We start from the raw sequence: 12,756 nt of genomic DNA on the forward strand, positions 1-12,756 counted from the left end.
CAGACGGAAGGTGTCCATTGACCACATTCATCGCAAAATACCATTCCGAATTGGCAATGAAGATAGCGCAATTTCCAGCATCTAAAAAAAAATGTTTTCCATGTCCCAAACTCGAAAATGGGCATTATGTAAGGAATGATGCAAGTTTCAGGAAATCGTGGCAGGTCCTCAACGGCTATCGGACAAGTGTAAGAGGACCGCGTTGTTCAGCCTCACGGTCTTGCGGCAATTTCCCCTCCAGGTAGTAGAAATAAACCCCGTCAGGTGCGTCATTGCCTTTGATCTTACCGTCCCACCAAGTGTCTTGCGTATTCGTTTGGAAAACCATGTGTCCCCAGCGGTCATAAATCGAAAACACAAACGTATCCAGCTTCCGGAAATTGGTCATCGGCACGTCGTTGATGCCATCGCCATTGGGACTGAAAACGTTGGGAATGAAAAAGTCAGGATCGGTCACCGAGATCAGCATCGAAAGGGTGTCACTGCATCCGAAAATATCCCAAACGATCAAAGTAACCGGGTAATCTCCGGGATTGGGGTATTGATGCAGCGGATTCTGTTCCGTAGAAGACGATCCATCGCCAAAGGTCCAAAGCCATTGGGCTGCGCTGATGCTCTGATCACGCAACTGTACCAGACTTTGGGGATAATTGTCGTAGGCAATTCCAGCCGTAGGTGCGATTCCGGCCTCTACATGGACAATGTTCGTGGTATCTGCGCCGCAACCCGTAGATGCGATCACTTGATAATCCCCTGCTTGCGTTACAATAAAAACCGAATCCAGGAATCCCGGTACCACCAAGCTGTCTTGAATCCAAGCGTAGGATTCCCCGCCGGAAGCGATCAAAACAACGGTTTCGCCGGCACAAAGCGGGGGTTCGCCGATCAAAATCAACCCCGCGTCAGGGTCTTGCCCAGGATATACCATCACCAAGACAGACGGGTATTCGCAGCCATGCTGATCATAAGCGATTGCCGAATAAGCCCCAGGCTCCGTCACAGCGAGCGAAGCCCCATTCGCCCCGGGTACCAACGTATCATTCTGCAGCCACGTCCATCCAACGCTTCCCAATCCAATTGCCTGAACCACGGCGGTATCTCCCGGACATATGTAAGCGGGTCCGGAGACATTGACTGTCGTGTTGATCGGCGGATAGTATGAAAAAGCATAGGTCAAGCTCGTATCACTGCATCCCGCCGAATTGGTCACAATCAAGGTGTAGTCACCGGTAATGCCTGCATGGTAATAAGGTGTGGTATCAGGCAGCAAGCTGCCATTGTACAACCATTGGTAGGTGCCGACACCTGCCGCGTAGAATACCACGGAGTCCCCCGTGCAGGTGACCGGCAAGCCGGCCGTGCTCAACACCGCATCCGGCGTTGGGTCCACCTGAATCGCAATTCCTGCAGTCGTATCGGCACATCCGTCAGCACTCGTGACGATGACCTGGTAAATTCCACTGGCATGTACGTACAAATTGCTGTCCACCAGCCCAAAAATCGGCATCGAATCCAGCATCCAAGCATACGTTCCTCCCCCGCTTGCCTCCAACAGCGACGAATCCGATGCGCAATACACCGCAGGTCCGGTCAGGTTCAGCAATGCATTGGGAACCAAACCATTGGTCACGGTGACAACGGCTGAGGTTGCCGTACATCCGCCGGGAATCGTTACGGCAACGCTGTAATTGCCGCCTGCAACGGCGTTGAGGTTGGCATTGGTCGCTCCGGGAATGGGGGTGCCATTCAGCAACCATTGAAAGTTGCCATTTCCCACCGCCAATAGGTCCACGGGATGTCCAGGGCAATAAATCGAATCACCTGTCACAATCGCAAAAGCTGCCGGCGGCGGCGAAAAGGTCGCGACAACCGGGGCCGACAGCCCGTCGCAACCGATCAAAAACTGCGTCAAAACCGTGTAACTCCCTGAGGCCGTGGCGACATAAAAGCTGTCCGTGGCGAGATTGATCAAACTGCCGTTGTAAAACCATTGGTAGGTCGCACCCGCGCCACCCGAAGTGGTCAACGTCACGGAATCCCCAAGACAGGCTACCACAGGTCCTGCGGGATTCACAGTCACCGACAATGCGGGATTCACATCCACCCGCAAGGTGTCTGAAAATGTCGTGCATTGTCCGCTTTGGACCTGCAAACGGTAGCAGGTCGTGTCTTGCAATCCGCTTGGCGGATCAAAATTCAGGGCATTGGCACCGGGAATGTTGGTCCACGGACCTTGGCAATCCAATTGGGACTGCCATTGGTAGGTATAGCCGCCCAATCCGCCGGAAGCGGGCAGGCAATTGAGGTTCCCGGGGTCGCCGTTGAAACAAATGGACTGCAAAGCGGGCGTTGCGGTGCCGAGTGCCAATCCATTTTGGGCACCGGCAAAAGTGGTTCCTGCCTGCGCAGGGCCTGCATTTCCCGCTCCGCCTGTGACGGTCATGGTCGGCACTACGTTGTTCCCGTTTGCGCAGGGATTAAAAAACACCTTGATGCGCCCACCGCTCCCACCGCCGCCAAATCCGCCGGCTGCGCTTGGGCCTGCACTTGCATTGGAATTGCCAAAAATGCAATTCTGATTCATGTTGTAGCCGTTTCCAGCAGTTCCTCCGGGTGCCCCGGTCCCTCCGATGGCATTGATCGTGCCGGTGATGGTTGCCGCGCCGCCGGATTCTAGCAAGACTCCACCGCCTGAACCGCCGCCTGCCCCTCCTCCGCCGCCACCGGCGCCGGTATGGGTGTATTCGTCGACGCCGCTGCAAGCATCGACGCAACAACGCGAAGATGCCCCGGCATTGCCGCCATTCCCGCCAGAAAGGCCATTTCTGCCATTGGCATTGATGGTGCCGCTGAAGGTGAAGGTGCCTGTACTGACCAGTTTCACCAAACCGCCACCCGCGCCTCCTGCGCCTCCTGCCGTGCCTGCGGTGCGTCCACGTCCGCCTCCACCTGCGCCTGCGCCACCCGCGCCCAAGGCAATGTCGGCACCGTTTGCCGTTCCGAAGCTCGTTCCGGGTGCGCCTCCTACCGTACCGGATCCCGCGACAATTGGCGTCGAAGTGCATCCCACGTCGGACGTTGACATCGTTGGGACTGAACCGTTTCCGCCGCCTGCACCCGCGGTTCCTGCACCGCCATAGCTGCCTCCCGCGCCTGCGCCTGCGCCGCCTGCGCCACCCACGCGACCGCCTTCATCGCCGAAGTTGAGGCAACGGTCCTTGCGGCCACTGCCATTTTGCCCGACCAATCCGCCCAAGCCGGCGCCGCTACCAAATGCATTGCCGCCGGCACCACCGCCGAACGTAAAAATGTCGGCACATTGATCGGTCGGCGAAGAGCATTGCTCGATGTTGTTGATATTGTTGGCGAGGCCTGCGGTTCCGGGTAGGCCGCCGACATTGCCCGCGCCATTGGCATTGATCGTACCGGAAATGAAAATATTGCCGCCAGCATAAATTTCGAGGCTTCCGCAGCTATTTTGGCTGAATGGACGCACGTGCACCGTGATGCCGGGCCCAATGGTGAAATTTCCGGTGATGTTGTAGATGCCTTGGAGGGTGTCTCCATTGGCAGGGGAAAAGTTACCCGTGATATTGGTCGTCGTGCATTGCGCAACAGCAACATAGGCCGTGAGGCACACAAGCAGGCAAGTGAGAACAATTTTCCGCATCATTGCCACCAAATATGGCGGATTGAGGCGGAAAAGCAAGTGTTAGGTGGATAAGTGGCTGAATCGACGCATCGACTTACGCCGCATGTTGCCGAAATGCCTTTTCCAGTGCACTCACAGTGGTGAAACCCATGCGCGACCAGACGATTTTGCCTTTGTGAAACAACATCAAGGTCGGAAATGCCTGAATCTGAAAGTCCTGCATGAATTGCATGTTATCATAGCCGTTGATTTTGATGATGCGCAATCCGTCGCCCAATCTTTCCTTCAAATCTGCCAAGACAGGTTTCATCGCTTGGCAGGGGCCGCAATTGTCGGAATAAACATCCACCAAAACCGGAACTTCCGATTCGCCGACCAATTTGTGAAAACTGCTTCTTTCGCTGCTCATAGTGTGCGCTTTTCAATTACCAAAAATTGCCGACGGAGACATTTGTCGGTCAGCACGATATCATTGGCAAAATAAACGCAAATCATAAAATGGAAGTGTAACACCGGTAGCAGAACTGCGCCCATCGTGCCATAATCCCCTAACTTTCCTTCTCCCAAACAGCAAACCAAGCGTTTTCAGTGCAACTCATTGCGGCATTCATGGCCTCATGGTCAAACCTTGGCAACTGCGAAATCCGATCCAAAATAGCTGGCATTTCTGGATCCTCCTGTGGAATGACGACCTCCTTTTTCTGTGAGACGTTCCGAAAAACAAAAAAAACATCATCAACGAATGGTCCCTTGTCGGTGGTATTGATCAAGATAACCTCAATCTCATCCCACTGAATTTGCTGGCACAGTATGCCTTTTTCAGTAATGCGCGTGATTTCCTTCGCATTGACGGCCGTGCGGACCTGCAACCGAGGGTCCTCAGACTGCTTTCCATTGTATTTCAACAATCTAAGAAGCCAAAAAGCAAGCAGAACGACTACTGAAAAGACCAACAGAACGATGATCCATGTGCTACCAAAAATTTCTAGAAACCTCATCGCGGGAAGTCGGCTCATTGTATACGTCATCCTCAACCTATGGAAAATGCAAGCTAGAAATTGACGGGGAATAAATGATTTATCGAATTTAGCCAACGGCATTTTTCTTATCTTGCCTCGACAACATCACATGGAACAATTCAAAATTTACAAATCATCTGCCGGCTCTGGCAAGACCTTCACCTTGGTCAAGGAGTACCTTGCGATTGCCTTGCGGAACCCGGAACGGTACAAAAACATCCTTGCGTTGACCTTTACCAACAAGGCTGCGGGGGAAATGAAGGCGCGTATCCTTTCCGAACTTGCCTCGCTTTCCAAAGGGGATGAAAGTGCGATGAAGGAGGTGCTCGTCGCCGAATTTGGAATCCAAGCGAGCCATGTCGCCGTTGCAGCAAAGACCGTTTTGGGTAAAATCCTGCATGATTACGCCAATTTTGCCGTCCGCACGATTGACAGTTTTACACACAAGCTCATTCGTTCGTTTGCAAAGGATTTGGAGCTTCCCGGTCGGTTTGAAATCGAAATGGATTCCAAATTGATGTTGCAACGCACCGTGGACCAATTGATGGACACCATCGGCCGGGACGATTATGTGACGGAGATTTTGGTGCGTTTTGTTGAAGAGAAACTTCGGGATCAGGACGGATGGCGTATCGAATCCGACCTGAAAAATGTCGGGATGGAGCTGTTCAGGGAGACGAGCAAGCCATTTCTATCGCAGTTGAAGCATTTTGACAATGCACAGTTTCCGGAATTCATCGAGATGTTGCGCCAGAAAAAACGTGCATTTCCCGACGAAGTTCATGCCCTCGCAAAAGAAGCACTGGAAATCGTCGAACGCAATGGCCTTGAAGCCAGAGACTTTCACCAAAGCTCCAACAGCGTCGTCACGAAATTGGGCAAAATGATCGCTGCCACGAAGCCATCAGAATTCGAACCGGAATTGGGTTCCAAGGTCTTTTTGGAGGCTGCGGTCGACGACCGCTGGGAACGCAAAGGCGACCAAAATCCAAGGGTAGCCGCTGCGCTTGACAGCGGACTGCGCGCAAAAGTTCAGCAACTCCATCATTATCACACATCCCAATTCCAAGATTACAACACCGCTTGGCACGCCTTTCAAAATGTGCATTCGCTGGCGGTCATGCAGCAAATCGAGGATCTGATCGAGGCCTACAAAGCACAGTACAACCTCGTCCATATCAGCGATTTCCAGCCCAAAATCGAGCAATTCATCCGCGACGAAACGCCCGACTACATCTATTGGCGCCTCGGCGAACGCTACCGGCATTTTATGCTCGACGAATTTCAGGACACCTCCCTCCTGCAATGGCTTAACCTGTTTCCCCTGGTGGAGAATCTCAAAGGCGGTGGCGCTGGCGAATCGGGAAGTTTGCTCATCGTCGGTGATTCCAAACAGGCGATTTACCGTTGGCGCGGTGGCGAAACGACCCTGATGGAATTCCTTGTTCCGGAAAAGCTTGGCGTTGTACCCAAACTGCTTGCCCGCAACTTTCGCAGCAAGGAATATGTGGTCGATTTCAACAATCGTTTTTTTGCAGAAGCCGTCAACCTCGTCTCCGCCACCCATCCCGAGATTGGCCAAATTTACAGCGACCACGCGCAGCTTGTGCGCCCCGGCAACGAAACCCAAGGTTTTGTCAGAATCGAATTGCTCGAAACAGAACACAACAAGTTTGCAGAAGCCGCTTATGAACGCACTGTTGAACTCGTCCAAAGCTTGCTCGAGCAAGGCTACGAATACCGTGACATCGCCATTTTGGTGCGCACCAAAGACGAAGGAAGCAATGTTGCCGAAGCCCTCTCCAAGGAAGGAATTCGTGTGATTTCCGCAGAGTCGATCTTGCTGTGCAAATCTCCCGTTGTCAATTTCCTCGTCAGCCTCTTTCGGTTACTGTTTGATCCATCCGATGCGATTCCGCGGGCGGAAGTCCTGCATTATTTTTTCAGGGATTTGCACCATGGCACCGATTGGGGCATCGATCCCAACTTGCGCATCCGCGAAATTTTGCTGGATGAACACCCGATTCAGGCCATGTTTGAAGTGTTGCCCAAAGCATTCAAACTGCTGAGCTACCGCACTGACCGGCTATCCCTGTATGAATTGGCCGAGGAAACGATCCGCATTTTTGAGTTGGAAAAAATGGCGCCGGCCTTTGTACAGCATTTTCTGGACGTGGTTTTGGAGTTTTCAGAGCGCAAAAAACCGGATATCGGGGCGTTTCTTGAGTTTTGGGATGACAAAAAGGACGATTTTTCCCTGATCGTTCCGGAAGGCGAGAATGCGGTGGAGATCTTGACGATTCACAAAAGCAAAGGCCTCGAATTTCCAATCGTGATCATCCCGCGAGCAGACTGGAGCACTTCTCCCAAGGCATATTCTACGATTTGGGCATCCTCGGGCGATAGTTTTGGCGAATATCCTGCCAATCACTTGATCAAAGCACAGGCTGGATTGCAGCAGTCTGCATTCGGGGAAACCTATCAAAGCGAGCTGGACAAAACGCTGCTCGACAATTTGAATGTGCTTTACGTGGCATTCACACGCGCCCGTGAGCGCCTGTACGTGCTCGCGCCAGCCAAATCGGCAAGTGCCCAAAAGACCAAAGGTCCCGAGGAAATCAAAAGCATCGGCGCCCTGATTCGCAGCGTTTTAGATACTCCCGATTTCCGTGGGATGGATGCCAATATCTACGAATCCGGCTTCCCGGTTCCGCCTGCAGCCAAGCCACCGATTGCCGAACCCAAAAAGCCTGCCCGCTTGATCTCAACCGCTTGGCGCGACCGCATCCGCATCGACCGGAAAGCGCGTAAATTTTGGGAAGCCGGTGCAGATGGCACGCAGTCACTTGGGCCGTTGATGGCCGAAGTTTTGCGCAACCTGCCCAATTCCACGGCATTGACACTTTCTTTGGACCGGCTGCTGGAAACGGGCATGGCTACGGAAGCCACCAAATCGGAGCTCGAAAAGCGCCTCGGTAGCATTCTGCAGCAACCGCAAATTGCCGCTTGGTACGCCGAAGGGCAATCCTACCGGTTCGGAATGAAATTCCTCTTTGGTCCCACCGAACCTTTGTCCGTGGACCGCGTGATCATTTCCGAAAACCGCTTCATTTTGCTGGTCATTGTGGACACTACCCGCGAAAAGGCTGACCTAAAGGCCATTGCGAGTTGCAAAAAGTTCCTGATCGAAGAAGAAAATCGCGAAGTCGATGCTTGGACGCTTCAATTGCCGGATGGCATTTTGGCACAAGTTTGAGCACAAACGCACATTCGGGAAAATGAAGCCAGGAAAATTCGACAGCAAGGAATGGTACAAAATCCTTTAAATTGCCAACATGAAGCCTGCTTTGCGGAACCCCGACAATATTTTGGAAGTAGAAGGCCTTGTGACCCGTTTCCGCACGGAAACCGGCACGCTGACGGCTGTAAAGGGGATTTCCTTTGAGCTGAAAAAAGGCGAGACACTGGCAATTGTCGGTGAATCGGGCAGCGGAAAAAGCGTTACGGCCCTCTCCATCATCAACCTGATTCCCAATCCGCCGGGAGAAATTGCAGAAGGGCGCATCGACTTCCAATCGCCTGCAACCGGCTGGATTGACCTTGCCCGCTTGCGCACCGACAGCCTTCGCAGGTACCGCGGCAAGGAAATTTCGATGATTTTCCAGGAGCCGATGACCTCCCTGAACCCCGTGTTTACCTGCGGATTCCAAGTGATGGAGGCGATTTTGCTGCACGAAAAATGCGACAAGGCAACTGCAAAGGCCAAAACCATCGACTTGTTCAATCAGGTCAAATTGCCCCGTCCCGAGGCCATTTTTGACGCCTATCCGCATGAAATTTCCGGCGGACAGAAGCAAAGGGTGATGATCGCCATGGCGATTTCCTGCAATCCGAGCATCCTGATTGCGGACGAACCCACGACCGCGCTCGATGTGACCGTTCAAAAGACGATTCTCGAACTTTTGCAGGAATTGCAGCAACGCAACGGCATGGCCATTCTGTTCATCACCCATGACTTGGGCGTTGTTTCGGAGATTGCTGACCGTGTTTTGGTGATGTACAAAGGGAACATCGTCGAATCGGGAACGGTCGAGGACATTTTCCGCAAACCGCAGCATCCTTATACCAAGGGTTTGCTCGCCTGCCGTCCGCGCATGGATGTGCGCATGAAGCATTTACCGGTAATCGCCGATTTCATGCGTGAATCTGCCGATGGCCAATTTGAGGAAATCGAGGGAAGCGTAGAGAAAATCGTCGCTTCAGCCGTCGTTTCCGCCTCAGAATTCGATGCCCGACAGAAAACACTTCAGGCACAGGCGCCCATTTTGGAAGTGCGTAACCTGAAAACCTACTTTCCGCAACGAAGAGGCTTTTTGGGAGGGGTCAAAACCTATGTCCATGCCGTGGACGACGTAAGCTTTGCGGTGTATCCGGGCGAGACATTGGGCTTGGTTGGCGAAAGCGGATGCGGCAAAACGACGCTCGGAAGAAGCATTTTGAGATTGGTCGAACCAACTTCGGGCGAAGTTTTCTTTGAAGGAAAAAGCATCACCGGCATGTCCCAATCGGAATTGCGGTTGATTCGAAAGGATTTACAGATCATTTTTCAGGATCCTTACAGTTCGCTCAATCCCAGGATTACGATCGGAAACGCCATTCTCGAGCCGATGCGGGTGCATGGACTCCATGGAAACGAAAAGGGCAGAATCGAAAAAACGCAGGAATTGCTCCAAAAAGTCAACTTGTTGCCGGAGCATTTCGGGCGCTATCCGCATGAATTTTCAGGAGGTCAACGCCAAAGGGCCTGTATAGCAAGGGCTTTGGCAGTGGAGCCCAAATTTATCGTATGTGACGAATCGGTTTCGGCGCTCGACGTTTCCGTGCAGGCACAGGTGCTCAACTTGCTCGTCGGCCTGCGTGAAGAATTCGGATTCACCTACATTTTCATTTCGCATGACCTTTCCGTGGTGAAGTTCATGAGTGACAGGATGGTGGTGATGAACAAAGGAAAAATCGAGGAAATAGGCCTTGCAGATGACATTTACGCCCATCCGCAGCAAGAATACACCCGCAAGTTGATCCAGGCGATTCCCAAAGGCGACCTAGCAAGCATTGAGCGGGCAACCGCCGCACGCAAAGCCTCCAAAAGCCTCTCCGGGCAATGAGCATCCCCGTTTTTGTATTTTACCTGAGCATTTGTCTCAGCTATCTGCTCATCCGGCCGCTGGCAACCCTGATCCATGAATTGGGGCATCTCGGTTACCTGCTGCTGATCGGGCAACGCAAGGAAATCAAAGTATTTTTGGGCAGCGTCGGCGAGGGAAAAGGCAGCTGGCGAATTCGAACGGGCGGCATTTTATGGGTCATCCATCCATCGGGCGTGCTCATGCGCGGCAGCATCACGGACTTTCCAAAATCCTTGTCCCCTGCCCAAATCATCCCCTATGCGCTTTCAGGCCCACTTTTTTCCTTGTTGATGGCGACTTTGGCCGGTTATCTGGCCTTTGGAGAATGGACTTCGGATGTTTCATGGATCAAGCCATTTTTGGTTTTGGCGGCCTTGATTCCAGCGACGGACTTCTTATTGGCGGTTTTTTACACCTATTCCCCGATTTTGCATAGCTCCGAATCGATTTTTGGCAACGACGGGCAATTGATCGCTTGGCGGATACGCTTTGGAAAACAAACCAAGACCTATTTGCATGGATGGTGGCTCTTTGAAAAGGAAAGGTATGGCGAGGCGGCGGAATGTTTTCAGGAAGTCTATCAAAGTGGAATCAAGGACAAAGAATTGCTGGAACACCTGATTTTCTGCGGATTAATGCGCGAGAACTTCCAACAGGTTCTGGAATGGGATAGGGAAATGGCCCAAAAACATCCCACGGATCCGTATGACGCTTGCCGGCGCGCCACCGCTTTGTTGGCTTTGGGGGAGCCAATTGCTGCCAAAAGCACATTGGATGAGGCAATTCGCACGACTCCCGGGCACCACGAAGCCCTCAATTTCCGTGCTTTTTTGGCCATTCAGGCTGGAAATTACGCCGAGGCCACCAAGGATCTTGAAAAATCCACCCGCGCCAACCGCGAATTCGCCGTAGCCTTCTGCAACCTTGGTTGGCTGCATTTACTGCAAAATAATCCCGAAAAAGCGCATTCGATGCTGACCTTGTCCATGAAGCTCGAATATGAAAATCCGGCATTGCACCGCAATTGGGCCATGTATTTCTGGATGACCCAAAACGCGGAGGAAGCCCATTCGGCCTTGGAAAGCGCAAAATTGTTGGGACTAGATCCTTTGGAATACCACGCATGGAAGACAAAAATCGAGGCGCTGCCGCTCACCTGATGCCGCATCCCTCTTTGGGAGGTTTCGTTTGCCCTTATTTCAAAGTCTTTTTTCAATCCCAAAAGCAATACATTTTCCCTTTGGTGGGGAATTGCGAGATTTGAGCAATGCGAATCGGTCGGATTCTATTGGTTTGGACCTGCTTTTACCTGCCTTCGGGCTTCTTGCAAGCGCAGGCGCCTGCAAGCACGCGTGTGGGCCCAACCGTCGCGGGAAAGCCGATCGTGCGTGTGGGCATCATTGCAGACGCACAATTTTGCGATTGTGACGCCAACCTTGGCCGTTTTTACCGCATTTCCCTCGAAAAGCTCCATGCCGCAGTCGATACCTTCAACGCCCAAGGCGTCGACATGGTCGTGAACGTCGGCGATTTGATCGATCAAGACCTCAAAAGTTATCCGGTTGTGCTCAAGGAAATCGAACGGCTCAAGATGCCGGTTCACCATTTGTTGGGCAACCATGAGTTCTGGAACGTGCCGTTTCACATGCAAAAAACCATCTACGACAGCCTCGGATTGAGCGCCGGATACTGCGATATGGAGTTTCCCGGATGGCGGTTTTTGATGCTCGACGGTACCGAACTTGCCGAGTATGCGCAGGGTGCCCACCCCGAAATGGTGGAGGAAGGGGAGCTCTGCCGGAGCAGTTTGGCAGGACATGCGAACAAGGAAATCTGGAACGGCGCGATCAGTGAATCGCAGACAAAATGGATCGAATGGCAGCTTGCCGAAGCGGCGGAAGCAGACCAAAAAGTTGCACTGTTTTGCCACTTTCCGATCAGTCCCGCGGGCCATCCGATGACCCTTTGGAACGAGGCTGACATGCGGGTTTTGCTCGCCAAATTTCCGCAGGCGGAGGCTTGGTTTGCAGGCCATAGCCATGGGGGTGGCTACCACCTTTTGCAGGGTCTGCACCACCTGACTTTTGGTGGAATGTTGATGACGCCGGACTCCAATGCCTTCGCGATTCTCAACTTTTTTTCTGACCAAATTGTCGTCGAAGGCTTTGGCCGGGAGGCCTACCGGGTGCTCCCGATGGCGGGTTCACAGGCCGTTGCCGACACCATTTTGCCCGACACTTTGACCCCGCCCGATGCCATGCCGGAGCCTGTTTTTCCCTGTGTCCATCGCCGGGTTTTTGATGAATTTGGCAGGGTCGTTTGGGACGGAGAATACACCCAAAACGAGCCTTGGAGTCCCCGAAAATTGAAACCCGGCTGCTATGAGGTTGCCGAACAAACCGAGGGTCGCTGGACGTTTTCCAGACTTTCGATTCCGCCCAAAGCAAGGGATTGAATCAGGATTTTATCGGAAAAACATATCCATTACTGAGGGCTCCATGAATCCGGATATTCGCACGTCAGCATAGGTAAAATCGCAGATTACCCTCCGTTGTGCACGCCTTTGAGGTTTCATGCACGGAAATCCAGCCAACTCATCGCCGACGTGGACCGGAACATCAAATCGAGACAAACATTCATGTATAGCTTGAATTGAATAAACATAAAATACTGATAAATAAATATTTATAACATTATAGCCGAATTGAGATTCGACAGCAATCTTGAATCAGCCCAAATTGAATGGCAAACCGCGGATTTTCATCCAAATTTCAACAAAAACAAAGATTTCCAAGTTTGTTAGCGCGTTAGCAATGCGGAAATTTTGCTAATAATGCTATCATCCCACGTTCCAAATTCAATACATTCAACTGTTTATCAGCCACATAAACACAAACAA

7 protein-coding genes are annotated in these 12,756 nt (G+C 52.3%); 4 read left to right on the plus strand and 3 right to left on the minus strand.

The features are described 5' to 3' along the window. Window positions 1-175: 175 nt before the first annotated feature. From IPN95_04390 to IPN95_04400, 3 genes are all read right to left on the minus strand, one after another. Window positions 176-3,673, minus strand: coding sequence for a gliding motility-associated C-terminal domain-containing protein (locus IPN95_04390; GenBank protein ID MBK9448645.1), 3,498 nt, complete (start codon window positions 3,671-3,673; stop codon window positions 176-178). Between the two features lie 73 nt (window positions 3,674-3,746). Continuing rightward, window positions 3,747-4,061, minus strand: coding sequence for a thioredoxin family protein (locus tag IPN95_04395; protein MBK9448646.1), 315 nt, complete (start codon window positions 4,059-4,061; stop codon window positions 3,747-3,749). Between the two features lie 139 nt (window positions 4,062-4,200). Further along, window positions 4,201-4,752, minus strand: coding sequence for a hypothetical protein (locus tag IPN95_04400; GenBank protein MBK9448647.1), 552 nt, complete (start codon window positions 4,750-4,752; stop codon window positions 4,201-4,203). Between the two features lie 28 nt (window positions 4,753-4,780). Here IPN95_04400 and IPN95_04405 point away from each other — a divergent pair, with 28 nt between their 5' ends. The 4 genes from IPN95_04405 to IPN95_04420 all read left to right on the plus strand — a co-directional run bounded on the left by IPN95_04405 (window position 4,781) and on the right by IPN95_04420 (window position 12,312). After that, on the plus strand, window positions 4,781-7,927 hold the full coding sequence (locus IPN95_04405; protein MBK9448648.1) for a UvrD-helicase domain-containing protein: 3,147 nt from the start codon (window positions 4,781-4,783) through the stop codon (window positions 7,925-7,927). A 79-nt stretch (window positions 7,928-8,006) separates the two neighbouring features. Continuing rightward, a complete protein-coding gene (locus IPN95_04410; protein ID MBK9448649.1) occupies window positions 8,007-9,836 on the plus strand; it encodes an ABC transporter ATP-binding protein in 1,830 nt (609 codons plus the stop codon). Continuing rightward, window positions 9,833-11,017 (plus strand): tetratricopeptide repeat protein, encoded by a 1,185-nt coding sequence (locus IPN95_04415; GenBank protein ID MBK9448650.1) that lies wholly within the window; start codon window positions 9,833-9,835, stop codon window positions 11,015-11,017. The genes IPN95_04410 and IPN95_04415 overlap by 4 nt, the downstream gene beginning before the upstream one ends. 107 nt (window positions 11,018-11,124) lie before the next feature. Beyond that, window positions 11,125-12,312 carry a metallophosphoesterase gene (locus IPN95_04420; protein ID MBK9448651.1) on the plus strand — a complete coding sequence of 396 codons (1,188 nt, stop codon included), beginning with the start codon at window positions 11,125-11,127 and terminating at the stop codon, window positions 12,310-12,312. The last annotated feature ends 444 nt before the right edge of the window (window positions 12,313-12,756 follow it).

It is taken from the genome of Bacteroidota bacterium (assembly GCA_016718825.1).
GTDB lineage: Bacteria > Bacteroidota > Bacteroidia > J057 > JADKCL01 > JADKCL01.

Excerpts from the sequence above, each read along its gene's own strand:
- IPN95_04390 (MBK9448645.1), bottom strand. The coding sequence starts at position 3,673 with ATGATGCGGAAAATTGTTCTCACTTGCCTGCTTGTGTGCCTCACGGCC.
- IPN95_04395 (MBK9448646.1), bottom strand. The coding sequence starts at position 4,061 with ATGAGCAGCGAAAGAAGCAGTTTTCACAAATTGGTCGGCGAATCGGAA.
- IPN95_04400 (MBK9448647.1), bottom strand. The coding sequence starts at position 4,752 with ATGCCGTTGGCTAAATTCGATAAATCATTTATTCCCCGTCAATTTCTA.
- IPN95_04405 (MBK9448648.1), top strand. The coding sequence starts at position 4,781 with ATGGAACAATTCAAAATTTACAAATCATCTGCCGGCTCTGGCAAGACC.
- IPN95_04410 (MBK9448649.1), top strand. The coding sequence starts at position 8,007 with ATGAAGCCTGCTTTGCGGAACCCCGACAATATTTTGGAAGTAGAAGGC.
- IPN95_04415 (MBK9448650.1), top strand. The coding sequence starts at position 9,833 with ATGAGCATCCCCGTTTTTGTATTTTACCTGAGCATTTGTCTCAGCTAT.
- IPN95_04420 (MBK9448651.1), top strand. The coding sequence starts at position 11,125 with ATGCGAATCGGTCGGATTCTATTGGTTTGGACCTGCTTTTACCTGCCT.